This is a genomic window from Mucilaginibacter sp., from assembly GCF_039925265.1.
Taxonomy (GTDB): domain Bacteria; phylum Bacteroidota; class Bacteroidia; order Sphingobacteriales; family Sphingobacteriaceae; genus Mucilaginibacter.
Genome location: NZ_JBDSZG010000034.1, coordinates 209917 through 234947, shown reverse-complemented (window position 1 = coordinate 234947; position 25031 = coordinate 209917). Strand labels below are relative to the sequence as shown.

Annotated in this window: 23 protein-coding genes; 16 read left to right on the top strand and 7 right to left on the bottom strand. The window is 44.4% G+C overall.

What is annotated here, in order from left to right; genetic code table 11:
• Positions 1–163 precede the first annotated feature (163 nt).
• Together ABIX36_RS16485 and ABIX36_RS16480 are read left to right on the top strand one after the other, a co-directional pair.
• Positions 164–346, top strand: a complete 183-nt coding sequence (locus tag ABIX36_RS16485; protein WP_348083259.1) for a hypothetical protein — start codon at positions 164–166, stop codon at positions 344–346.
• Positions 347–405: 59 nt separating this feature from the next.
• The gene (locus ABIX36_RS16480; RefSeq protein ID WP_348083258.1) at positions 406–1149 is read left to right on the top strand and encodes an amidase; all 744 of its coding nucleotides are present in this window, start codon (positions 406–408) and stop codon (positions 1147–1149) included.
• Positions 1150–1157: 8 nt separating this feature from the next.
• On the opposite strand, the gene ABIX36_RS16475 is transcribed toward ABIX36_RS16480, so the two are convergent.
• On the bottom strand, positions 1158–2021 hold the full coding sequence (locus ABIX36_RS16475; protein WP_348083257.1) for a DUF808 family protein: 864 nt from the start codon (positions 2019–2021) through the stop codon (positions 1158–1160).
• 114 nt (positions 2022–2135) lie between these two features.
• On the opposite strand from ABIX36_RS16475, the gene ABIX36_RS16470 reads away from it, so the two are divergent.
• On the top strand, positions 2136–3206 hold the full coding sequence (locus ABIX36_RS16470) for a DUF2235 domain-containing protein (protein ID WP_348083256.1): 1071 nt from the start codon (positions 2136–2138) through the stop codon (positions 3204–3206).
• Here ABIX36_RS16470 and ABIX36_RS16465 read toward each other — a convergent pair.
• The gene (locus tag ABIX36_RS16465; RefSeq protein WP_348083255.1) at positions 3176–3448 is read right to left on the bottom strand and encodes a UBP-type zinc finger domain-containing protein; all 273 of its coding nucleotides are present in this window, start codon (positions 3446–3448) and stop codon (positions 3176–3178) included. The two genes, ABIX36_RS16470 and ABIX36_RS16465, sit on opposite strands and share 31 nt — an antisense overlap.
• A gap of 304 nt (positions 3449–3752) precedes the next feature.
• Between ABIX36_RS16465 and ABIX36_RS16460 the strand changes: the two genes are divergently transcribed.
• Complete coding sequence (locus ABIX36_RS16460) at positions 3753–5435, top strand: putative DNA modification/repair radical SAM protein (protein WP_348083284.1); 1683 nt, start codon at positions 3753–3755, stop codon at positions 5433–5435.
• A 9-nt stretch (positions 5436–5444) separates the two neighbouring features.
• Here ABIX36_RS16460 and ABIX36_RS16455 read toward each other — a convergent pair whose 3' ends face one another.
• Positions 5445–6164 carry a hypothetical protein gene (locus tag ABIX36_RS16455; RefSeq protein WP_348083254.1) on the bottom strand — a complete coding sequence of 240 codons (720 nt, stop codon included), beginning with the start codon at positions 6162–6164 and terminating at the stop codon, positions 5445–5447.
• Between the two features lie 1099 nt (positions 6165–7263).
• Here ABIX36_RS16455 and ABIX36_RS16450 point away from each other — a divergent pair.
• On the top strand, positions 7264–8613 hold the full coding sequence (locus tag ABIX36_RS16450) for a PhoH family protein (RefSeq protein ID WP_348083253.1): 1350 nt from the start codon (positions 7264–7266) through the stop codon (positions 8611–8613).
• A 141-nt stretch (positions 8614–8754) separates the two neighbouring features.
• Here ABIX36_RS16450 and ABIX36_RS16445 read toward each other — a convergent pair whose 3' ends face one another.
• Positions 8755–10908 (bottom strand): FUSC family membrane protein, encoded by a 2154-nt coding sequence (locus tag ABIX36_RS16445; RefSeq protein ID WP_348083252.1) that lies wholly within the window; start codon positions 10906–10908, stop codon positions 8755–8757.
• A 204-nt stretch (positions 10909–11112) separates the two neighbouring features.
• On the opposite strand from ABIX36_RS16445, the gene ABIX36_RS16440 reads away from it, so the two are divergent.
• Positions 11113–13686 (top strand): phosphoenolpyruvate carboxylase, encoded by a 2574-nt coding sequence (locus ABIX36_RS16440; protein WP_348083251.1) that lies wholly within the window; start codon positions 11113–11115, stop codon positions 13684–13686.
• Between the two features lie 599 nt (positions 13687–14285).
• Complete coding sequence (locus tag ABIX36_RS16435; protein ID WP_348083250.1) at positions 14286–14813, top strand: DUF4142 domain-containing protein; 528 nt, start codon at positions 14286–14288, stop codon at positions 14811–14813.
• Between the two features lie 67 nt (positions 14814–14880).
• Here the strand turns inward: ABIX36_RS16435 and ABIX36_RS16430 are convergent, their stop codons facing one another.
• Positions 14881–15336, bottom strand: coding sequence for a DUF4268 domain-containing protein (locus ABIX36_RS16430; protein WP_348083249.1), 456 nt, complete (start codon positions 15334–15336; stop codon positions 14881–14883).
• A 111-nt stretch (positions 15337–15447) separates the two neighbouring features.
• Between ABIX36_RS16430 and ABIX36_RS16425 the strand changes: the two genes are divergently transcribed.
• Both ABIX36_RS16425 and ABIX36_RS16420 read left to right on the top strand, forming a co-directional pair.
• Positions 15448–16926, top strand: coding sequence for an alpha-L-fucosidase (locus ABIX36_RS16425; RefSeq protein WP_348083248.1), 1479 nt, complete (start codon positions 15448–15450; stop codon positions 16924–16926).
• Between the two features lies 1 nt (position 16927).
• Positions 16928–17818: an SMP-30/gluconolactonase/LRE family protein gene (locus ABIX36_RS16420; RefSeq protein WP_348083247.1), complete on the top strand. Its 891-nt coding sequence runs from the start codon at positions 16928–16930 to the stop codon at positions 17816–17818.
• 96 nt (positions 17819–17914) lie between these two features.
• Here the strand turns inward: ABIX36_RS16420 and ABIX36_RS16415 are convergent, their stop codons facing one another.
• Together ABIX36_RS16415 and ABIX36_RS16410 are read right to left on the bottom strand one after the other, a co-directional pair.
• Entirely contained in the window at positions 17915–19090 is a 1176-nt protein-coding gene (locus tag ABIX36_RS16415) for a glycosyltransferase family 2 protein (RefSeq protein ID WP_348083246.1), read from the bottom strand.
• A complete protein-coding gene (locus ABIX36_RS16410; protein WP_348083245.1) occupies positions 19087–20010 on the bottom strand; it encodes a glycosyltransferase family 2 protein in 924 nt (307 codons plus the stop codon). Before ABIX36_RS16410 ends, ABIX36_RS16415 begins: the two co-directional genes overlap by 4 nt.
• Before the next feature lie 72 nt (positions 20011–20082).
• Here ABIX36_RS16410 and ABIX36_RS16405 point away from each other — a divergent pair, with 72 nt between their 5' ends.
• The 7 genes from ABIX36_RS16405 (at position 20083) to ABIX36_RS16375 (ending at position 24970) form a co-directional block, all read left to right on the top strand.
• Positions 20083–20583 carry a hypothetical protein gene (locus ABIX36_RS16405; RefSeq protein WP_348083244.1) on the top strand — a complete coding sequence of 167 codons (501 nt, stop codon included), beginning with the start codon at positions 20083–20085 and terminating at the stop codon, positions 20581–20583.
• Positions 20584–20593: 10 nt separating this feature from the next.
• A complete protein-coding gene (locus tag ABIX36_RS16400; RefSeq protein WP_348083243.1) occupies positions 20594–21724 on the top strand; it encodes a fused response regulator/phosphatase in 1131 nt (376 codons plus the stop codon).
• The gene (locus ABIX36_RS16395) at positions 21724–22065 is read left to right on the top strand and encodes an STAS domain-containing protein (protein WP_348083242.1); all 342 of its coding nucleotides are present in this window, start codon (positions 21724–21726) and stop codon (positions 22063–22065) included. Before ABIX36_RS16400 ends, ABIX36_RS16395 begins: the two co-directional genes overlap by 1 nt.
• A gap of 1 nt (position 22066) precedes the next feature.
• Positions 22067–22639, top strand: a complete 573-nt coding sequence (locus tag ABIX36_RS16390) for an ATP-binding protein (RefSeq protein WP_348083241.1) — start codon at positions 22067–22069, stop codon at positions 22637–22639.
• Positions 22640–23797, top strand: a complete 1158-nt coding sequence (locus ABIX36_RS16385) for an acyltransferase (RefSeq protein WP_348083240.1) — start codon at positions 22640–22642, stop codon at positions 23795–23797.
• A gap of 52 nt (positions 23798–23849) precedes the next feature.
• Positions 23850–24314, top strand: coding sequence for a LuxR C-terminal-related transcriptional regulator (locus ABIX36_RS16380; RefSeq protein ID WP_348083239.1), 465 nt, complete (start codon positions 23850–23852; stop codon positions 24312–24314).
• A 116-nt stretch (positions 24315–24430) separates the two neighbouring features.
• Positions 24431–24970: a DUF4199 domain-containing protein gene (locus ABIX36_RS16375; protein WP_348083238.1), complete on the top strand. Its 540-nt coding sequence runs from the start codon at positions 24431–24433 to the stop codon at positions 24968–24970.
• The last annotated feature ends 61 nt before the right edge of the window (positions 24971–25031 follow it).

Below are 25031 nucleotides of genomic sequence, written 5' to 3'. Positions count from 1 at the left end.
GGCGGCTTTTTTATTACCGTGTTTTCACCCGTTATACTTCCGTGTTTTGCCGCTTGTTATATTCCTTAAAGTTGTTGAGATTTATATTTCTTTACATCCAACCTAATTAAAAACCTGTATGCCAGTCGGTTCAGCCGTTGGTGTGCGCAAAAACTTTACTATCATGAAAACAAAATTTGGCTTCACCCTGCTAACCATTGCAGAATTTGATGCCTGGCTTAACAGCCTGCATTTGGCCCGCACCATTTTAACTGTGCAGGAGCACCATACCTACAGCCCATCGTACAGCCAATTTAATGGCAACAACCATTTCGAACTGCAGCAGGGCATGAAAACTACCATGTAACGCACAACGGCTGGAGTGATATTGCCCAGCAGTTCACCACGTTTCCGGATGGCACCATTATGACGGGGCGGCCTATGGAAGCTACGCCTGCCTGCATCCTCGGCCAGAACGCCCACGCAGTTTGTATAGAGAACCTGGGCAATTTTGATACCGGCGGCGATGCCATGACCACCGCTCAGCGCGATACCATTATACAAATGACGGCCAAGCTCTGCACCCGTTTTAATATCCCGGTGAACGATACCTGCGTGGTTTACCACCATTGGTTTAACCTGAGTACAGGCGAGCGTAACAATGGCACAAAAAATAACAAAACCTGCCCGGGCACCAATTTCTTTGGCGGTAATAAAGTGGCAAACGCCCAAGCCAATTTTTTGCCCTTGGTGGCTGCGGCCGGCCAGCCGCCGGTTCCGCCTGCGCCACCGGTTAACGCGCTGCTTAAATATGTTTGTGTTACGGCAAGCACTTTAAATATCCGTACCGGGCCAAATGCTGCCAGCCCCAAAGCAGCCGCTCCGGCTACCTTAGGGTCTATTTTGCGGGTGTACCAGGAAAATAATGGCTGGTATAAAATATCAGCCAGTCAAAACCAATGGGTTGCGGCGCAATATACTGCCGTCGTAACCCGGGCAACGGTTACAGCCAATTCACTAAACGCGCGAAGCGGGCCGGGCACCGGTTTCCCTAAAATAGGTGCTTATATTAAAGGACAGGAACTATTTATAGAGAAGGAAGAGAACAAATGGTGCAAAATAAGCATGGATAGCAAATGGGTCAGTAAAGATTATTTATCGTTTGCATAGCTTCGGCACTATTTAAAAACCGAATAAATTTTTTTGCCACCGGTTAAGAGGGCCACCATAATTAAACCGCCAATTAGTCCAAGAGCGAATTCTTTAATAACAGCGAGCAGGTGGGGGAATAAGTGGTGCAGGTACGCAATGTTATGCGCGAAAATACCACCTGCAACCAATATCAACGCAATGGTGCCGATAACGGCGAGCAGTTTTATCACAACCGGGAGCGATTTAACCAGCAACCCGCCGAGGGATGCAAGAAAGCCTTTATTGCCGCTGCGTTTTATTAACTGGTGCCCGGCATCGTCCATGCGTACAATAAGTGCTACGATGCCGTAAACGCCAATAGTTGCTATTAACGCAACGGCTGATACGGTTATGATCTGTATAGAAAGGCTTTTTTCTGCAACGGACCCAAGGGCGATGATAACGATCTCTACAGATAGGATAAAGTCAGTAGTAATAGCCGATTTTACCTTTATTTTTTCGGCATCGTTATCGTTTGTCTTGCTTTCCCCTATTACTTGTTGAGCGGTTTTTGGGTGATGGAAGAGGTATTCGATGATTTTTTCAACCCCTTCGTAAGCAAGGTAAAATCCGCCGAGGATTAAAATGTATTTGATGGCAACCGGAAAGAATATATTTAATAACAAGGCGATAGGAACAATGATCACCTTATTAATTAAGGAGCCTTTGGTGATGGCCCATAACACGGGTAATTCTCTTGATGATAAAAACCCGGTAGCTTTTTCGGCATTTACGGCCAGGTCGTCGCCAAGTATGCCGGCTGTTTTACGGGCCGCTACTTTGGTTGTAATGGCAACATCGTCCATTAGGGCAGCTATATCATCTAAAATCGCAAAAAAACCTGATGCCATTGTTGTTTTGTATTTGGGTTGCCATGTAAACCCGGTTTAACGGTATTAGTTTAAATTTTGTCTGTAATATTCCTAATAAGTTATCAGAAAGAGTCAATAAACGTCAATTTAAATATGGAAAAAATAAGAAAACGCATCATTACCTGCAGCGACGGCACCTGGAACAAACCCGGTGACATTGACGGGGGCGTGGATATTACCACCAACGTACAAAAGATATTTGAGGGCATTTGTAATGAGGACGGGGAGGGTATTAAGCAAATAAAGTATTACGATCAGGGCGTGGGCTCCACGGGGAGTAAACTGCGGCGTATTATTGATGGTGCCACCGGGTACGGGCTGGACGAGAATATACTGGATGCCTACAAATTCATCATCTGGAATTATGAGCAGGGCGATGAGATCTACCTGTTTGGTTTTAGCAGGGGTGCTTACACTGCCCGCAGCCTTGCCGGGATGATCCGCAAAGCAGGTTTGTTAAAAAACAACGACCTTAAACGGATAAAAGAAGCCTATGCTTTGTACCGCGACGCCGGCGTTAAGCCTGATGATGATAACGCGGTTGACTTTAGGAACAAATATAGCCAGCCCAATGCCAATGTGAAATTTATAGGCGTGTGGGATACGGTTGGTTCCTTAGGCATCCCGTTTATGGTGATGCAGAACACGAGAAAATACCAGTTTCATGATACCACACTGAGCAGCCATGTAGATTTCGCTTACCAGGCCCTCGCTGTAGACGAGCAACGAAAAAACTTTATGCCCACTTTATGGCGGGAGAGCGAAAATGTAGCCGAGAAAAACCCAAACCAAAAAATGGAACAGCGTTGGTTCCCGGGTGTGCACTCTAATATCGGTGGCGGATATCCTAAGGCTGGTTTAAGCGATGTTGCGCTTAAATGGATAATGGATAAAGCTGCGGACAGCGGCCTTGCATTTGAAAAAAAATACCTGGACGAAAAAATAAGGCCTAATAATGCCGATATGCTTTATAACTCTAACAAATTTCCTTTTTCGCTTTTAGGGAAATATGTGAGGCCAATAAAGGAGTTGCCGGACAGCAACGAAACCGTTGATGAGTCGGTATTTGAGCGTATGCTGCTCGATTTCAGGCCCGACCCATTGTATAAGCCGGCCAATGTAAAATCAATACATCAATATTCTACAAATTCTTCATCGGGGTAGCACCAAAGCCAACGCTCGCCCGGTTGGGCAGATGCTATTACGGGGTGTTGGGCGGCGTGGTAATGCTTGGTCATGTGTTGGTTTACCGATTGGTCGCAGCAAAGTGTTACGCCACAGCTTTGGCAGGTGCGCAGGTGAAACCAGGTTTGGTTATGCTTGATGCATTCTTCGCAAACCTGCTCGTTGCTTAGTTTTACTTCGGTTATGGCCTGCAGGTGCTGGCAAAGATTCGGGTCGTTCATGGGTAATATGTTATGCCTATAAAGATAATAATTGTACCGATAATTGCTTGCTACCCATGAAACGTCCCGATGGGGCGAATAGAATGAATTAGTATCCCATCGGGATACCTTATAGGTAGTAGAAAAATAAAGAAGCACAAACGCGTTCCATCGGAACGCTTTATGGGTCAAGTTGTTCCACGGTGAACCATGCTTGGAGAAACGAGCCATAAATTCATATGAGCTTCAAAATATTCCTAAAACGTTTCAACAAATTCCGCTGAAACGAAACAAAATGCTAATTATATTAGTATTTTTGATTGATATGAATGAGGAACGGATGACGGAGAAGTTGAACATATTGGCGGATGCAGCCAAGTATGATGTATCGTGCGCGAGCAGTGGCAGCAAACGCAAAAACGAGAACAAAGGTCTTGGGAACGCCAGTAATGGTATTTGCCATTCGTATACCGAGGATGGGCGATGCGTGTCGCTCCTAAAAATTCTGCTTACCAACCATTGTATCTTCGATTGTGCCTATTGCGTGTCGCGCAAGAACAACGATATTAAACGCGCCGCTTTTACCGTGCAGGAAGTGGTGGATCTTACCATCAATTTTTATCGCCGCAATTATATAGAGGGGCTGTTCCTTAGCTCGGGCATTTTTAAAGATGCCGACTATACCATGGAGCGTTTGGTGCGTGTGGCCAAAAAGCTGCGTACCGAACATAACTTTAACGGCTATATCCACCTCAAATCTATCCCGGGTGCCAGCGACGAACTGATGAACGAAGCTGGTTTATATGCAGATAGACTGAGCGTGAACCTGGAAATGCCTACCGAGGCTGGCCTGAAACTGCTGGCACCTGATAAAAACCAGCAGGATATGATAAAACCGATGGGCTACCTCAAAAATGCCATCATTAAACACACCGAAGAAAAGAAGCTATTTAAAAAAGCACCGCATTTTGCCCCGGCCGGGCAGAGCACGCAGATGATCATTGGTGCCACGCCCGAGAATGACAGCGAGGTATTGCAATCGGCCAATTACTTTTATAAGAATTTTAAGTTGAAACGGGTTTATTACTCCGGTTACGTACCTGTGCTGGCGGATAGCCGCTTGCCCGCCCTTAATACCGCCGTACCCATGGTGCGCGAGAACCGCCTGTACCAGGCCGATTGGTTGATGCGTTTTTATGGTTTTAAGGTGAACGAGATCGTAAACAACGCCCAACCGCATCTCGACCTGGATATAGACCCAAAGCTGGGCTGGGCCATTCGCAATATGCAGGCCTTCCCGGTTGATGTTAATAAGGCCGATCTGCAAACCGTAAAACTACATGCCGGCGAATGGCATACCAGTGCCTTGTTTGAGGACGTAATAAAAGTGGTAACTGATGAACTCCGTGCGGCAAGGGTACTAAAAGGTTTGAAAGAGCGGATCTCGCATATTGGCATACAGCGTTTGTATGCCGCTCATTTGGCTGGGATGGCAGGGGAGGATCTCAATCTGCTGGGATATATAAGGTACGCATTTGATTCACCGATGAACATTGAGGAGGATTATAGCAATAAATATGTAATACGTGTATCAGAGCTGGTGCGCATGGTAAGGCGCGAGAAGCATAGGATGGAGGCCTTTGTACGCTTTCAGCAATTAACAGATGGTACTTTTTATGCCGCAGTAGAACCTGATTTTAATGTACTGCCGCTGCTTATCCGTCATTTTAAAAGCCGCTATGCCGACCAAAAGTGGATGATCTACGATATAAAGCGCAAGTATGGGATCTATTACGACCTGCACAACACGCAATTTGTTGAACTGGATTTTGCTGATCTAAGCAAACCTAATACTGTAATTGCGGCATTCGCCGAGAATGAAAGTGTTTATCAGCACCTGTGGAAGAACTATTTTAACAGCGTAAACATCGCATCGCGCAAAAATACTAAGCTGCATGTGCGCCATATACCCAAAAGATATTGGAAGCATTTAACCGAAAAAATTTAAGTTTTTGGATTATCGGGTTGCAACATCGAAATCGATTATTTCTACGTCATCGTTTTTTATAGCCCTAACGAAATTTGTTTTGTTATTATACAAAAACCAATAGTTACTTGTACGCCCAGCGTAAATTATATCATTATTTACTTTAACGACCACCCCGTTTTTCATTTTCATTACAAAGTGTAAGTGTCGAGATGACTCAGTTAAGACAGAATAGTTGGAATAAGAATCAAATGTGGCGTACCAAACAGTTAGAATACAAGCTGCTGCATATCTATTTTTCTTAAAAAAATCTTTATTTGAATCGATAGCTTTCATTCTAATGACCACATAAAGAACTAATGGTAAAGCAAGCCACCAATTTCGGAACAAGAATTTCATACCTTGTTCAATTATAGGTTCATTATAATATCCAATCCAAGTTAATAGTCCGATAGAGACATAAAGTAAAACTGGATAAAAGATTTTTTCACCTTTACTGAATTTCTCATTTGACGCAATGAAATTGACTGCCTCCATTGCCGAAATATATAATGCCCAAAATATTCCCGATGGGGCAATCAAAACTATATCGCTTAAATCTAAATACTGAAATATCGGAACATGCAGTAACAATACATAATAAACATAATTTCTGATAATAGAGAACAATGCCGCCAGCGCAATAGCAAAGCTTGTCAATTCTGCCGCATTAGAGAGATTTAAAGTGAATTTATTATCTGGATTTTCCATGTTTAAGGCTGGTTTATAAAATTAATAATTTAAACTATAGTTAGCCATATTCCCAAGGATATTGGAAGCATTTAACCGAAAAAATTTGTTTTTTTAGCGTTTTACGCGTTTTTGAGATTTAGAAACGAAGCGTTTTTTTTGAATTTACCTATTTGCTTGTTAATAAGAATTTTATGGGCTGATGTGAACCAATGATTTAATGCGCTAATAATCAATATTTGGCGAATGTGGATAACTATTGATTTGATGTTAATAAAGTGTTAATAAGAATATGTAAAAAACTTTAAAAAATACTTGACACGTATTGGTAAAAGTTCCGATATTGTAATTATCAAGAACGACGTACTTTGACAGCCTTACAGGATTACAGAAACTAAAACGGGCGAACCTTCGGGGGAGCTAAAGTTTAGGGAAGTGCCTGAGTCATATGAAGTAGAAAGAAGCGAAAGCAAAACTGCTTCGGAATTGATTAAAGGGGTATTATGGGTGTTGCAAAACTTTACGGAGAACGGCAATCGAAATAATGGCCTCGAAGCAATCAGCGTTAGCAAACAATGGTATAACTTGGTTCTCTGAGAATAAAGATACATCAGCGTTGCACGGATAACGACAGAGTCGACTTCCCCTCGGGAGGATGGCGAGTTCAAAGGTCCGCAAGTATGCCCTAACCGGCTTCCGCAAGGAAAATGGGTAGATCAGCGCTACAGGCGGCATTGAAGGAGAGGCCTCCGCAAGGAGACTGACAAAGTCTGCATCAGGTGCCAACATTTGAGGTCATCAGCATTCGCAGGAATAATGGTACATCAGCGTTAGCAATTAACAAAGAGGAGATCGGGTCGGTTAATTTTACACAAAACTTGGTGCTCAAGGGTGGCTATGGTCAGCCGAAGAGTTAGGAAACGGGAGTCAATTCGCAAGAGTAGGCTTCCGTTTTCCTGTTTTGGGGAGGTTAAGAAAGGTTAGAAAAAGTTAAGAAAGGTTGTAAAAGTTAAAACCTTCCATTAACTTTTCAGTTGCAACTTTTTCAACCTTTCTAACCCTTGTCAACCCTTCCAACTTTTTTAACCTATCTCAACCAAAATCCTTAATTTAGCCTTTGATGAATAAGGATAATACAGACAAGGCCGACCGGAAAAAGAAAATATTTGTGCTGGATACATCAGTTATCCTATATGATCACAACGCTTTTGAGAACTTCCACGAACATGATGTGGCTATCCCCATACAGGTGCTGGAAGAGCTGGACAATATGAAAAGTGGCAACGATACCCGCAATTTTGAGGCACGCAGTTTTATCCGCCTGATGGACGACATATCGAGGAACCAACTGATCAATCAGTGGATGCCACTTAATGGCAAAAGCAAGGGCAGCTTTAAGGTGATCATGGATGTAAAGAATAGCAGCGCCGACGCCGAAGAAGTTTTTGGTTCCGAAAAGATAGATCACCGCATACTCAACGCCGCTCTTGGCCTACAGTTTGAGAACCCAGACAAAAAGGTGATCCTGGTATCAAAGGACATCTGCCTGCGCCTGAAAGCCAAAGCGCTTAATATTTATGCCGAGGATTACGAAACCGGCAAGGTTAAAAACATCGACGAGCTATACAGCGGCAAAACCGTACTGAATAAAGTTACCGAGAAGCTGATGGGCAAGCTCAACAAAAGCGACAGTCTACCTGTAGAGGACTTTGACATCCAACCCCAAAGTAACCAGTTTTTTGTACTGAACAGCAAAAATGGTACAGCATCCGCATTTTATAATAAACAAAGCGGCCAGGTAGAAAAAGTTACCGAGCAGCCTGTGCTTAACATCTACCCAAAAAACTTAGAGCAGGCCTTTGCCATACACGCCCTGCTGCATCCCGATATTAAACTGGTAACCATACAAGGCAACGCAGGCACCGGTAAAACGCTGCTTGCGCTTGCCAGCGCGCTGGAGCAGCGTAAGCATTACCGCCAGATCTTCGTTACCCGCCCCATAGTGCCCCTGAGTAATAAGGATATCGGCTTTTTACCGGGCGACGTAAAATCAAAGATCGACCCCTACATGGCACCTATATGGGATAACCTCAAATTTATTAAGGACCAGTTTGCTGACGATGAGAAAATGCAAAACAAGATAGACGAGCTGGTATCTAACGATAAAATTTCCATCACCCCGTTAGCTTTCATCCGCGGGCGCACCCTTGCAAAAATATTTTTTATTGTAGACGAGGCCCAGAATTTAACCCCGCACGAAGTGAAAACCATCATCTCCCGCGCCGGCGAAAACAGTAAATTCGTATTCACCGGGGATATTTACCAGATAGATACCCCTTATTTGGATGCGGAGAGTAACGGCCTGTCGTACCTGATTGATAAAGCAAAGGGGCACCCGCTTTACGCGCATATCACCCTGCAAAAAGGGGAGCGTAGTGAGTTGGCTAATTTGGCAACGGACTTGTTGTAGGCACTTTCATTGACGAGTTATTTCCACCCCGTCATTGCGAGGCACGAAGCAATCTCCCGATAGACTGGTAGACAACATGCGTGGCGGCTTGTCCTTTGTAGAGATTGCTTAGTTCCTCGCAAAGATGTGTTTTTTATGTTGCTACCTCAAAATATTCTCCGTCACCTTTGCTATATCCACCGTTATTTTATTGATAAAACCAAGCTGTTCTTTCATCAGTACATCTTCTGCTGATAGGGGGGCGGGCGCTACCTCGGCGGTTTTTACTATTTCTGCAGGTTTTGCAGGGGCCTCTATAATCTCGCCGCTTAGCTTTTTACCGGTTTCCTTCAATACGGCTATGCTTCGTTTTACCAGTTTTAGCGCATCGGCATGGGGTTGCTGCGGGCCGGTACGGATGATGGTTGAGGCAATATTGGCCGTGTATGATGCCAGGATATGGTTAAGCACTACAAACTTGTGAATGTCCTTAATGTTGCGCTGTTTGCTTTTTGGCTCAGAGGTCATGCGCTCGAAGGTGGCTGATAAGTTGGCGGAGTTCACAAACACATCCTTCCGCGCCAGCTTATAATCGGTAATTAGCACCGGTTTACCGGCAATACTCTCCGATACTTTTTGCAGGTAACTGATATTGGCGGTGATCACCGCTTTCAGGTCGTGCTGGATCTGCTGAAACTCCCAGGTAGGGAAAATTACATAACTGGCTATAAACGCGATGGTTGAGCCAATAACCGTATCGATAATGCGTTCCTGCGCCACGTTTATCAAACCAACACCCAGAAACTTGAAAAGGATAAGCACATACGGTGTCATAAATATAACACTCACCACGTAGTTGAGCCTTAAAAAGCTATAGGTGCCAATCATAAACACCACCAAAAAGATGAATTGCGCGGTTTTATCGGGGATAAAATTTAAGATCAGGATACCTATTGCACCGCCGGCTATGGTACCTATCAAGCGCTGGTAATTGCGCTGTTTGGACAGGCTGAATCCTGGCTTTAATATCACAATAATGGTAAGGAGCACCCAATAGCTATGCCCGCCGAGGGATACGTTCTTAGCGGTTATAAAACCGACCAAACAAACCAGCGATACCCGCAGCGCATGTTTAAACGTGGCCGAATCCAGACTGATGTTATCCCAAAAAATGTGCGGGGCAAAATCCTGGTGGGTTACAAATTTGGAGTATTCTACCTCGCGGGTATCATTTAGCAACATATCCGATGCTTTGGAATGGTAGTATTTATAAATATTGCCAATGCCTTTGGCCACATCACGCAGGTTGATCAATATCTTCTTCAGCACCAAATTGCTGCTTTCTTTATCTTCAGCACCCACCTCGTCAATCTTTAGCTTAAGCAGTTCCAGCTTATGGTTCAAATTGCTCAGCTTCTCGGGGCGGGTATTGGCCAGTACGGCAAAACCAATAATATCCAGATCGTCGGCCACGGTATGTAAAAAATCGGCTATCTCGCTTAACACCCCGGTATGAGCGTATTTCTCGCGGATGTGGCGGTAATCGTAATGGGTAGCCATGATTTGTTCAAACATATCCACCAGGTCTATAAACGTAAGCACTAAGATCCGGCTGGCGCCTGTAGATTCCTTCACCATCAGGCGGCTTTTAAAAAGCATTTCGCGCACGGCATCCTGGTGGTTGCTTACCGATATTTGCTGTAGCACCAGCCTGCGGTAATTATCATCTATATCAGTCTCCGGCCGGTAAAAGTCGGCCTTCAGGCGTAAAAAACGGGCTACATCGGCCACATTCTCGCCAAGGGTTTGCTGCGCCGCGCGATAGGGCCTTATGCCAAAAAATATCAGGCTAAAGATCATATACCAAAGCCCGCCTGCTAAAATGTTAGCGCAAAACATAGGCAGATCGGCAGGTGGGATGGCTTTATCCATCATAAAAATCATCACCAGCAGGGCAGAGGTGCCTACTGATGCGGCCCGGTTGCCATAAACCGTTAGCATACTAAACAGGAACGAAAATACGGTGATCTCCAGCCCAAGCGTATATACATTAAGCCGCGCGTAACCCGTTATTAACGATACCACCAATAGCAGGCCATTGCCAATAGCCATGGCATTACGTTTGTGCTGCACAGGGCCGGGGCTGTCTATCGCGCAGATACACAATGCACCCAGCGACATGGTAAGCCCCAATTCAAAATCGCCAAACTGAAGGGCCAATAGCGACGGGATTAAAATACCGGCAGAAATGCGCAACCCGTCAGAAAAATACTGGCTGTAAAAAAAGCTTTTTATTTCTCTTTTGTGGCTATTCATGACATCATTTTGAGCGGGATATTTTCGCGTTTGCAAATTTAAACAAATAAAATTGCCATAACTTGCAATAACCATAATTGCATTAAAAAGGATTATCTGTTATTAATTATTCAGATTTTAGCGTAATTTAATTTTAGATAGTTAAATTCACGCCAAAATACTGGTTATCCGGTATTAACTAAATTTTGCCAAACCTGTTTTATTATGCCAACAACCCTAAGGCTCAGTCAGAGAGAAACAACATTCAATCAGGAAGTTGTAACCCGTTTTGAGTTATACAATAGCTTGTTTCAAACCTTGCCTTTTTACCAGGTAAAGGATACCGGTATTTTGCTGCCCTTCTTCAGTTCGCATTGCGAAAAGGGAGCGGCGGGCGAATCGTCGCCTACCGAGATCATCGAATCGTTTTTTAAAAATTACGTACCTGGTATTGATCACCGCGAACAGATCAACCGCATGTTCCGCTTTATTCAATACATCGAGCGGCAGGTGGTTTTGTTCGATGCCATTGAGGATTCGTCTTTCGGCACCCTGGGCCGTACGGATGATACCGGCCCGCTACAAAGCATGGTGCAGCAGGCTACCTCAAACGAGGATGCCCGCAAACAGATCAGCAAGCAATTAAAAGATTTTTCGCTGCGTTTAGTACTTACCGCGCACCCAACCCAGTTTTACCCGGGCACAGTGCTGGGTATCATGACGGACCTGATAGGGGCTTTAAAAGAAAACGATATCCCCGAGATAAATACTTTGTTGCAGCAATTGGGTAAAACCCCTTTCTTTAATAAAACTTCGCCAACGCCTGTAGATGAGGCAGTTAGCCTTGTTTGGTTTTTAGAAAATGTGTTTTACCACGCGCTATCGGGTATCCAGTCTAAATTGGAGCAGGAGTTTGACATGGAAGGCAACGACCCGGTTTTAGAGCTTGGCTTTTGGCCCGGCGGCGACCGCGATGGCAACCCAAATGTAACCACGCAAAGCACCCGTGAGGTAGCTGTTTTGCTGCGCAAGCATATCTTCCGTTGCTACTATCGCGATTTCAGGGTGCTCAAACGCCGTATCACCTTCCGTGGTTTTGCTGATAATATCGCCAAACTGGAAAAGCTGCTTTACGATAACGCCTTTAACCAACAGGAAAACCCTAAGGATCTGCAACCCGAAATGCTTGACATTTTAAGGTCGATGCGCGAAACACTGGTGACCAGCCACGATAGCCTTTTTGTGGACATTGTGGGCGATATGATCCAGAAAGTGCAGCTATTCGGTTCTTACTTCGCTACGCTGGATATCCGTCAGGATAGCCGTGTACTGCGCAGCGTTTTTGATTATGGTACCAAGAAAATATACACCGGCGTACCAAAGGGCTACGCCGAAATGGACGAAGCTGCCAAGCTAAAAACCCTGCCGTTTACTGAGGCGGATTTTGTTTGCCCTGCCGATGCCGACGATATGACCCGCGATACCCTGGATACCATCCGCCTGATGAGGCAGATACAGGAAAGCAATGGCGTAAAAGGCTGCCAGCGTTTCATCATCAGCAACTGCCAGCAGGCATCTGATATTTTACAGCTGATAGACCTGTTCCTGTGGAGCGGCTGGAAAAAAGATAAACTTACCGTTGATTTTATGCCGTTGTTTGAGACCGTTAACGATCTTATCCACGCCGGCGATGTAATGGAAACGCTTTACACGCATCCATTCTATAAAAAACATTTGAAGAGCCGTGGCAACAGGCAAACCATAATGCTTGGCTTTAGCGATAGTACCAAGGATGGCGGCTACCTAATGGCCAACTGGAGTATTTATAAAGCTAAAGTAGAGCTTACCGCAATCGCCCGCAAACACGGTATCGACCTGGCCTTTTTTGATGGCAGGGGAGGCCCGCCTGCACGTGGTGGTGGCAAAACGCACCGTTTTTACGCGTCGATGGGTAAAGAAATTGCGAATGACCATATCGAACTGACCATACAGGGGCAAACCGTGAGCTCGCAGTATGGATCGGTGGAAACTGCAAGGTTTAATACCGAGCAGTTGATCAACGCAGGGATCATATCTGCATTGCATCCTAACCATAAAGACCTGCTGGATGATAAGCACAAAGCGCTGATAGCCGAAATGGCCGAAGCAAGCCACGGCTTATTCCTTGCCCTGCGCGAGCATCCCCTGTTTGTAGAGTACCTGGAAAAATTCAGCCCGCTTAAGTTATTGTCCCACATCAACATCAGCAGCCGCCCAACCAAGCGTAATGCTTCGGCTAAGTTAAAACTGGAAGATCTGCGCGCCATTAGTTTTGTAACCTCGTGGAGCCAGTTGAAGCAAAGCATCCCGGGTTTTTACGGAGTAGGCACTGCGTTAAAGAAAATGAAAGACGGCGGCAGTTGGGAAGAAGTGAAAGAGCTTTACCAAGACTCGGGTTTCTTTAAAACAATGCTGGATAACTGTATGATGTCGATGTCTAAATCTGATTTCCGGGTTACCGCTTATTTAGAAAAAGACAAAAAATTCGGCAAATTCTGGATTAGCCTGAAAGACGAATTTGAACTGACCAAATCGCTGTTGCTTGAACTGACAGGTATGGCCGTGCTGATGGAAGAGTCGCCGGTTGAGCGCCGCTCGATAGCCATCCGGGAGAAGATCGTACTGCCGCTGGTTATTGTACAGCACTACGCTTTGCAATGCCTTAATAATACAAAGGATGAAGAATTGATCGGCATCTATAATAAGCTGGTGATACGCACAGTATACGGTATTGTAAACGCGGGGAGGAACTTGGCGTAAGGCTATTTTTTTGCATCCATCACCTACGACGATCATTAAAGGTCTGCCGGGAATTAAAAATTCTCCGCAGGCCTTTTTTTATTTTCGTGCGGCAGGCTTAATTTGGGTTGGCAAAAGTGTTTCACTTCGCAAATTTGGAAATTTTATAAGGAAATATTTAACTAACTTTTAATAAGTAAGTTGTGGACTTTACCTGAAGAACAGGGGTGTTCCAAAGTGTTTCACTAAAAACTGTAAAACACTGATAATCAATATTGTTTTAAAAATAACTGTTCCACATTCAAAAGTGGAACAGTTATGGGGATTTCTTATCCCGGCCCGAATTAACAGGGCGACTAAACCCCATCCCGCGTTAGGGACAGCAGCGAAAACCCCGGAATGAAGCACCGCTTCTATCAGCGGTGCGGAATGAGGAGTTGCAGCGTATGGCCCGGGCCGAAGGCAACGCCATAATTATTTGTCGCTTAGACTTTTATTTAAAAAACACGTCTCTTTTTCTTAAAAGGAAAAATTATCAGCCTATTGTAAAATAAAATATGTTTTTTATAAACAGGAATCGCTTATGTTTGTTAACCCAATTACAGACTTAAGATTATATAATGAAACAACTGGCCAGCATAGCGTTTATAGCGATCGTATTTTTCTTTGTACACGGATGCAACGAGAACCGGAAGGCCCGCAACTTTAACAACGGCATAGATGCCGAAGCGCAGAACTTTATTACCAAAAGTATAGAGGGCGGCAACGCGGAAGTAAAGCTGTCGCAACTGGCGTTAAAGCAATCAAAAAGCGAGGTTGTTATAAGTTATGCCAAGATGATGATAACCGAACACACCGATGCGGGCGATGAGTTAAAGAAAATAGCCGTAGACCAATCTGCCAGTGTGCCCGATACCCTAACAAAAGCGCATACCCTGGCGATGGAAAGCCTTGCAAAAAAAACAGGGGAAGCTTTTGATAAAGACTATATACAAGCCATGGTAGAAGACCATGAACAAACCATTGCGGTATTTAAGACCGTAACCGGTAATCCTAATAAAAAAGTAACCGCTTTTGCTGATAAAACGTTGCCTAAGTTAAAAGAACACCTGAAGAAGGCCAACGATATTTGTATGGCATTAAAATAGGCTCGGTTGCTGTTTTAGGGGCGGCTTTGCTTTACCCGGAAAAAAGTAGCCGTTCTCTTTTCGAACCTTATGCTTCAAACGCGTATTTGGCGTTGCTCCAAAATTCATCCAGCGCAATGACGCGTGGTTTAAAAAACGAGATCAGTTTTGGCCAGTCTCCCCTTTGGAAAATGCTCACGGGCTTTAGTTCCATATAGATGCGGCTGAAGGTTTTGCCGTACTCATCGGTAGTGTGAAGCTGCCATTCCCATTCCTCCTCCAGTGTGCTGTACAACAATGTCTTGTAGGTGGTGAATTGCTCAAAAAAGAGTTCCTGCAATTCGGCATCCGGGTGGCTGATCTCAATAGCGATGCTCGCCAGCTTATTATCGGCCTGCATTTTAAAGTAAATATGCTTAACCCCGGTTTTATAGTTGATCCAGTTGGTGCGCAGCCCATCAGCAGACATTACCGGCCCCATATACTGGCCAAAGGCCGTCCAGAATGCTTGTTTTAATTGAGATGCCTGGTCTTTAGAGTACATAAACTAACAGCAGGTTTGTATTATTTGTGTTGCGGCAAAAATAGCTTAATATTTCGCGCCCCAAAATCGCGCCGATTATTTACTTTAGCAAAACCATACCAAATACCTGCTATGAAACACCTCTTACTATTCCTGCTGCTGCCAGTAATGGCGCTCGCTCAAAAGGCTCCAAAACCTTACGGACCGCTGCCAACCAAAGGCCAGATACAATGGCAGGAAATAGGAATGTACTGCATCATCCACTTCGGGCCAACTACTTATATGAACAAGGAGTGGGGGTATGGCGATGAAGGTGCAGCGGTGGTAAACCCAACGGAATTTAGCGCTATGCAAATAGTAGGCGCGGCAAAAGCAGGCGGATTTAAAGGCATTGTAGTGGTAGCCAAGCACCACGACGGTTTTTGCTTGTGGCCAACTAAAACAACAACGTACAATATTGCCAATAGCCCATATAAAAATGGTAAGGGCGATATAGTAGGGGAATACAAAGCCGCCTGCGAAAAGCTGGGTATGAAAATGGGCGTATACTGCTCGCCATGGGACCGGAACAACACCCTGTATGGCAAACCGGAGTACGTAACCAAAATTTATCGCGAACAGTTGAAGGAATTGTACACCAAATACGGGCAGCTGTTTATGTCGTGGCACGATGGTGCTAATGGGGGCGATGGTTATTATGGAGGCGCTAAGGAAGTTCGCACGATAGACCGTTCTACTTACTACGGGTGGAATACTACCTGGGGTATTACCCGCAAGCTGCAGCCCGATGCCGCTATTTTTGGCGATGTTGGCCCGGACGTGCGCTGGGTAGGTAACGAGAAAGGCCGGGCAGGTGAAACCAGCTGGGCCACCTATACGCCCCATGCACCCGAAGATGGTAAAAAGCCCGGTAATGGCTACGTAAAAGATTATGAAGGTACCGAAGGCCACCGCGATGGTAAGTATTGGATGCCCGCGGAGTGCGATGTTTCGTTGCGCCCGGGATGGTTTTACCATAAAACACAGGATGACTCGGTTAAAAGACCGCATGACCTGATGGATATTTATCTGCAAAGCGTGGGTAGGGGTGCCAGTTTGGATCTGGGTTTATCGCCCGATAAAACCGGGCGACTGAATGAAAATGATGTGCGGTCGTTAAAGCAATTTGGCGATATCCTTAAGAAAACCTTCGCTGTAAATTTAGCTACAGGAGCAACCCTTACAGCGAGCAATACCAGGGGCAGCAACAAAGTTAAATTTGGGGCCACCAATCTGCTGGATGCCGACCGTTACAGTTACTGGGCAACCGATAATAAAGTAAAAACACCTGAACTGGTGATAGATATGCATAAACCGCAAAGTTTTAATATAATAAGATTGCGCGAAAATATAAAGCTGGGCCAGCGTATTGAAGAAGTGCAACTGGATGCCTGGCAAAACGGCCAATGGCAGCAAATAGCTACGGCTACCAGCATAGGCGGCAACAGGCTTATCCGCTTGCCAGATACGGTTACGGCCAATAAAGTAAGGTTGAGGATAACTAAGTCGCCGGTATCTATCGCCCTGAGCGATTTGGGATTGTTTAAAGAAGCATCATTAAGTGGAAATTAAGATGAAAAAGATAAGTATAGCATTTTTGGTTGTTTGTGTCGCACTCAGTAAAGCGCGGGCACAGGAAAATACGTTGTTTGATGCTGCCGAAAAGCTAAAATTGATATCAAAAACATTTGCCTTTACCGAAGGGCCTGCGGTGGATAAAAAAGGTAATATCTTTTTTACCGATCAGCCCAATAATAACATATGGGAGTACAAAACCGATGGGCAGCTTGTACTTTATATGGAAAATGCAGGCCGCGCGAATGGTACCTACTTTGATAAAAAAGGCAACCTTATTGTTTGCGCCGACGAACACGATGAACTTTGGATGGTGAAGAAGGGTAAAAAAGAGAAAGTGCTGCTGGGCGATTATAAGGGTAAACTCTTAAACGGCCCCAACGACCTTTGGATCCACCCCAATGGCGATATCTACTTTACCGACCCATACTACCAACGCCCATGGTGGACGCGCACCAAACCAAATCAGGACGGCCAAAAGGTTTATTACCTTCCCAAGGGGAAAACCGAAGCTATTATGCTGGAGGACAGCCTTAAACAGCCCAACGGTATTGTAGGTTCGCCGGATGGCAAATTTTTGTATGTGGCCGATATCAAGGGCAACAAAATTTATAAATACGATATAAAAGAAGACGGCACCCTAAACGGCAGGAGAGTATTTACCGATAAAGGCGCGGATGGTATTACGCTGGACGAACGCGGCAACCTATATCTTGCAGGCAATGGGATTACGGTGTTTGATCCGCAGGGCGTGCAAATAGCCCATATTGATGTACCTGAGCCGTGGTCAGCTAACCTTTGCTTTGGTGGCAAGAACCGGGATGTGTTGTTTATCACGGCCTCCAAAGCTATTTACACCATGCAAATGAGGGTAAAGGGGGTGGAGTGATTTAGTTCATGGGTGAAGGTTCATAGCCGATAGTCACACATTATAGACTTCTCATTACCCATTACTATGAACCATCAACTATGACCCATGAACTACCTACTGTTTCCGTTGCACCTTTTCCCACATGGCACTTTGCTTTTTGGTAAAGTACCGAATGATGCCCGCTAAAACAGCGTAGTTCATTACACAAAAGTAATAGGGCACAAAGAGCGCTTTTACGCGGATATGCCTTTTTTCCATTATAAAGCCCAGGAAGGCCAGCAGGTAAAAGAACACTTGCCCTGCAAATAAAACATTGTAAACCAGCCCCATACCTGCAAACGCCAAAGCGAAATTGGTTATTAACGCCAGGATCAAAAAGAATGGCGTGACCGTCCATCTGAGCACCCGGTGGCTGACATACTGAAATGATAGTAGTGGGTATTTAAACGACAATAGTAAGGGCACTAACCGCAGGATAGATTGTATGCCACCGGCAGCTATGCGTATTTTGCGTTTAAGTTCCTCGGTAACGTTTTCTGATGCGGTTTCCAGCGCGTAAGCTTCGGGCTCATAAACAATGCGGTAACCCTTGGCAGCTATCAGCATCGATATCATAAAATCATCCAACACGGTGTCGGGCGGCACATCCTGGTAAAGGCTACGGCGTACGCTGAAAAGTTCACCAGCTGCACCAACAACCGAGTATAATTCCGAATCCCATTTCTTTAGCGCCGATTCATATTTCCAGTAAAAACCCTCACCCGCGGCGCTTGCATCGGCATTAGCATCTATCTGTACCCGTTTTTCGCCCGCCACGCACCCAACGGTAGCATCGGCATAATGGCGGCAGATCCGTTTAATGGCATCGGCATTTAAAAAGGTATTGGCATCGGTAAATACAACAGCCTGGGTAGTAACGTATTCCATAGCGCGATGCACGGCCGCAATTTTACCGGCACGCTCGGCGCGGTGAAGCAATTGTATTTGCGGGTGTCGACCAATAATTTCAGTCGTCCCGTCGGATGAGCCATCGGTAACAAAAACAAATTTAAGCTTACCGGCAGGGTAGTTAAGAGCCAGGCTGTTAGCTATCTTCTCCCCAATAAAATGTTCCTCATTGTAAGCAGCAACAACCAGTGTACACTCCGGCAGCAGTTCGTCGGTCACATCGGTAACTATTTTACGGCCTTTTATGGCGCGCTTTATTTTGATAATAATAAACAGCAGTATACCGTAGCCAACAAAAGTATAGAAGGCGATAAACAGGCTCAGCCAAAATGTGATCTTCATGAAACCTTATTTATGGTGTACCCTAATTCGGTGCTGGTTTTTTTATGGGTAATGTTCCACCAAACAGCGCGCAAAAGTAATCCAATGAAGTTATAGCGTTTTTCTTTTATGTAATTAACAATATTACGCGGCACAACCATTATTACAAAGTAGATGTAAAACACAAATGCCTTAAACGCAGGCGCGTTGTGGCGGATAAACAGGATGCGGTTACGGTTCATGAAGTACTCTTTAAACGGGCTGTTCTTCCCAACCGTCATCGATTCCTTGTGGTAAATAACCGCGCCGCCGTGTACCCAGGCCTGGTAGCCCGATTTGTTGATGCGTTCGCCCCAATCTACCTCTTCATAATAAATAAAGAAGTTATCGGCCATTAACCCGGCCTTTTCGCAGGTTTCGCGCTTTACCATCATGGCACCGCCGTGGCAATAACCGGTTTGGCCCAGAAAATCATCAAACTGCCCTACATCGCGCTGGTTTTTGCCAACTGCCCGGTTACGGCAGGTGTAATAATCAACCAGGGTAAAGCCCATGTATTGTATCAGCGTTTTATCAAAATGATAGTTCAGTTTTGGAGAGACAATACCAACCTCGGGATGGGTATCCAGCACATCAACTAATTTTTGAACCAGCCCGGGCGTAAACTCGGTATCGTTGTTTACCAGGAAATAATAATCACCGGTTGCGGGTTTTATGCCGATATTGTTGCCACCGGAGAAACCCAAATTTACTTCAGACCGTATAAACTTAACATTAGGATATTTGGGTGCCCATTTAGGTACGGGATTCACAGTGCTGCCATTATCAACAACAATTACCTCTAAGTTTTCGTAGGTGTTTGTTTCGGCAATAGAGTTTAACAGTTCTTCTGTTATCTTGTCCTGGTTGAAGTTGATGGTGACTACGGAAACCCTTTTCATGCAAAATATATTGATGTGTGTTTTACGCTATAATATTAGCAAAAGTTAGGCATTTTATAAGGAATTAAAAAGTTGAACAATAAGGAAGTTTTGGATGAAGGTGCTTTGCTTGAATTAAAAGCAGATGAATTGGTGATGTTACTCCGGAAGGGAGTAGTGGACGCCGGGCGTGTAAAGGCTGTTCAGGAAAAATTGCGGAATGCGTTCGACGAAGCCTCCCTGCCACAAAAAATAGAGGCGTTTAAAGAATTAGATACGGAGCAAGACAGGCTCGAGATGCTGAACGGTTTCGAGTTCCTGTTGTCGCGACACCAGTTGGATAGCGAGATTACCCGCAAGTATATCACCCGGGAGCGGGTTAAAAAAAGTATAATTGTTATCATCGGCGTTATTATGATCACCCTGGGCATGGCCATGATCATTATGCCGGCACCGCCATATTTTGAAATGTTCACGGTGTTTTATTTTAACGATAACGATGGCGTTACTATTATGGATATTATATCGCTGCTTATTGTTTTTACGGGGGTTTACTTATTTTTGAGCAGCGTAATAAAAAAGCAAAGCGCCTAAACTAATCCCAATGCCGGTATCAAAGAGGATTTTATTGGTTGATGACAATGCCCTTGTACTGGAGATGATGGGCCGTGCATTGGCGAAAGAGGGCTTTGAGTGCATGAAGGCCGGCTCTGCCGGGCAGGCGATGGAACTGCTAAAGGACGAGAGGCCCGATATCATCTTATCGGACTATCACATGCCCGAGGTTAACGGTTTCGAGTTTAGGCAAAACCTGATAAACACCGACTTTAAAGATATTCCCTTTATGTTCCTCACCAGCGAAGTGGATAGCGATGCGATGCTGGAAGGAATAAACCTGGAAGCTGTGGATTATATACTGAAGGATACGCCTGTACAGGTGATAGTAAGTAAGATAAATAATTTTTTAACCACCGTGCGCGAGCAGCACGAGCGTACGCTGAAGGAGTTGAGCAAAGCGGCTATGGCGCTCAACCTGCATTCTGTACCGCAAAAGCTGCCGGCAGTTACCGGGTTCGAGCTTGATTTTTGGCATAAGTCATTCCAAAATTATCCCGGGGGCGATTTTATAGATTTTATTACGGTTGACGAGCGGCACACTTTTATTGTTTTAGGGGATGTGATGGGTAAAAAGTGGAGCGCCTGGTACTTCTCCTTCGGGTTTTTGAGTTACATACGCGCCGCGGTTCGGATCTGTATTTCGGAAGGGAATTTTTCTACCAAAAGTATCCTGCAGAAAATAAACTCGGTGGTGTACCACGATCCTGTGGTGAATGATGTGCTATCGAGTTTGTCGCTTGTGTTGATAGATGCGGAGGATTCAGTGATCAGATATTCTGGGGCAGGCGACTTGCCTTTGCTTTATTACAGCAGCAAAAATGATGTGGCAAGGGAGGTGCGTTCATCGGGTATGTTGCTGGGCCTGATGCCCGATGGCGATTTTGATGAGATAGTTTTAGACTTAAGTAAAGGCGATCAGCTGTTTATACTAACCGATGGGATAATAGATGCCGACACCGATAATGGTAAACGAACAGACTACAATTCATTTGTAGAGGCGGTGACCCCGTTTTTGAGAAAGCCGTTTGCCGATTTTAAGGCAAGTGATTTTCTGAAATGGAAAACGAAGGAACATATAGACGATTGCAGCTTAATATATTTTAAAAAAACAAGCTAATGATATTACAAACTACTACTCAGCAAAGCGCTTTGGTTACCACTATACAAGTTAAGGAAGCTAACTTAACCGTATCTGAAAAGTTTAAAACGGAGCTGTTCGGGCTTTTAGATACCGGAGGCAAATACATCGTGGTTAATTTTGAACAGGTAACTTACGTAGACAGCTCTTTTTTAGGGGCATTAGTATCGGCGCTTAAACATGCCATTACTAATAAAGCCGAAATAGTGGTCGCTGGTTTAAATAAAGATATTTTGGGACTGTTTCAGTTGATACGGCTGGATAAGGCTTTTAAAATATTTGATACTATAGAAAACGCGGTAGCTGATAAAGCAAAATAAGATGGCTGCAACAGTCTCAAAACAATTGACCTTCAACCATACGGCTGATGAGCTATACCCGTTGGTGCTGGAAGGGGTTGATTTTCTGCAGCATGGGGCAGGTGTTGCTGGGGATACGCTCACTAAAGTGAAATTGGTATTAATGGAATTGCTCACCAATGCCTTAAAACACAGCGACGGGGGTAAAACGGAAATTGAGCTTTATTTAGACCCAGAGAATATCACTATTAAAAAAAATGATACCGGAAATCCGCTGGTTGTGTACTCTGGCGGAATAAAGCATGAATGGCCGCTTCCCGGAAACCACCAGGCCGGCCGTACTGTATGTGTATACAGCTGGAATGGCTGCAATTTAAGTATCGCGCTTAAAAACAATTGCCGTGCAGAATTCCTTGTTGAAGAAACCGGGCCGGAACAAACCGACCTGCTGAACCTGCCGGAGCATTTCGGGTTGATGATCATCGCCCGAGCCTGCAGTAGTTTTGAGTACGAATTTGAAATAGATACCTGCAAGAATGAGTTTACCGCGGTTATCCCTTTAGCGGGCAGCGCTATTAACGATAAATACGATTAAATGAGCGAAGAAGCGGCGTCAGTTCCAAAAAAAGCGTATTTTTATTTTGCCAATTTGGATGGGATAAGGGCAATAGCTGCTTTATTGGTGGTTTTATCGCATGTTCAGCTTCATAAAAAGCTTCAGGGTATACATCATCAGGACGTTATTGACTTTAAAAACTTTGGTAAAATAGGGGTGACCATATTTTTTACACTAAGTGGTTTCCTCATCAGTTATTTATTGCTCGAAGAAAAAAAGCGCTTCAAAAAGGTATCTCTGAAGCATTTTTATATCCGCCGCATTTTACGGATCTGGCCATTATATTTCCTGCTGATAGTGGTAGGCTTTTTTATTTACCCCGCTAAAGGATCCATGCACGCGCTTTGGCTGAGCGTGTTTCTAATGCCCAACGTGGCTTTTTGTATGAAACTGCTGCCCGATATGTTCGATCCCATTTGGTCGATAGGTGTTGAGGAGCAGTTTTATATTTTCCACCCGCACATTTTTCGGCAGAAGAACGTGAAAAATATCTTGTACGCCCTAACGGGGATATTAATATTATTGGTTACGCTAAATCTTACTGTGAGGTATTACCAATATCATAACCAGTTTTTACTCAGCCTCGACCTGTTTTTATATTTCACACGGTTTGACGATATGATGATTGGGGCCATAGTTGCCTTATTGTATTTCAATACCAAAAATAACAGCTTTACATTCAGGTTTCAAGCCGCGTTTAACCTGTTGTTCAATAAATACTTTCAAATGGGGCTGGCTGGTGCATTTGTGATATTTATCTGCCTGTTTGTACGACGGGAGATAGGGCATGGTGATCTCATCATCTCGGCATTTTCTGCATTGATGATGGTTTATCTTTGCGAGCCGGGAAACACTAATGTTTTTTTAGGCAACAATGTGGTAACATACTGCGGTAAAATATCTTACGGGATTTACCTCCTGCATAAATACCCGTTGATGTTAATGTTGTTTATTGTGCGTAACTACATTCACCCAACCAGTGCATTTTGGCAAATTGTGATATTATATTTAGGGACAGTTACGCTGGTGGTTATCCTGGCATCAATTTCGTATTTCGGTTTCGAGCGTTATTTTCTGCGGATAAAAAACCGTTTTCAAAAGATCACACAAACTAAACAGGCGGCTATTTCCGCATAACACCTTTAATTAGTCCGCCGATTTTTATACTTTTAAAAATCAATAATCAATCATGGCAACAACTCACCTGGCCAAATACAGGTCTGTAATTCTTTACAGTATGTCGCTGGCTGTGCTGTTACTTTTATTAAAGTGGCTGGAATGGCGATTTATTATTGTCGACTACGCTTTTGAGATCTACGCGGGTTTTGTGGCTGTCATTTTCACAGGATTAGGCGTATGGCTCGCGCTCAAGCTAAGTCGGCCAAAAACCATCACTATAGAAAAAGAGGTGTTGGTTAACTCCAATGAATTTGTGCTTGATGAGGGCCGGCTGACTAAGCTTGGGCTAAGCCGCCGCGAACTGGAAGTGCTGCAACTGATGGCCCGTGGACTTAGTAACCAGCAAATTGCCGAAGAGCTGTTTGTATCGCTCAACACCATTAAAACCCACTCCTCCAAAGTGTTCGAAAAGCTGGAAGTGCAACGCCGCACGCAAGCCATAGAAAAAGCTAAGCGACTAAGTCTGATACCCTAAAAATATTCACCCTTTTGTGTGAAAATGAGCTTTCATTTCAAAATCACCCTAAAGTATGACAGGGAATATTTTCTAAACTTTCACTTTTGAGCCATAAACTTTAAAACATAAAAGACATGAAAAGGAACGTTATCGTATTCGGGTTAATAAGCGGATTGATGATATCTGTATTTATGGTTGGCGGCATGGCATGGTGTTATTCTTCGGAAAAACTCGAAGGAAGCATGGTGGTGGGTTTTTCGGCGATGCTGCTGGCTTTCTCCTTAATATTTGTTGCCGTAAAAAACTACCGCGATAAGTATAATAATGGCGTTGTTAGTTTTGGTAAGGCGTTCCAGATAGGGGCGCTTATCGCATTGATAGGATCTTCCATGTATGTGTTATCCTGGGGCGTTGAATACCATTTTTTCATGCCCGATTTTATGGATAAACTCACCGCTCATAATTTAAAGGTGCTACAGGGTAATGGTGTCACCGCCGCTCAAATTGCGGAGAAAACTAAAGAGTTCAGCTCGCAAAAAGAGATGTATGGGAATCCGGTGTTGTTTGCACTCATTACTTATGTGGAGATCCTGCCGGTAGGGTTGATCGTTTCGGTGATCGCGGCGTTGATCTTAAAGAGAAAATTGAATAAAGGCGGATTAGCAACCGCATAATTACCTATCTGTTACCCCGGCAGTATTCCTTAAACGCAAGGATGGCCGTAAAGTGATACTT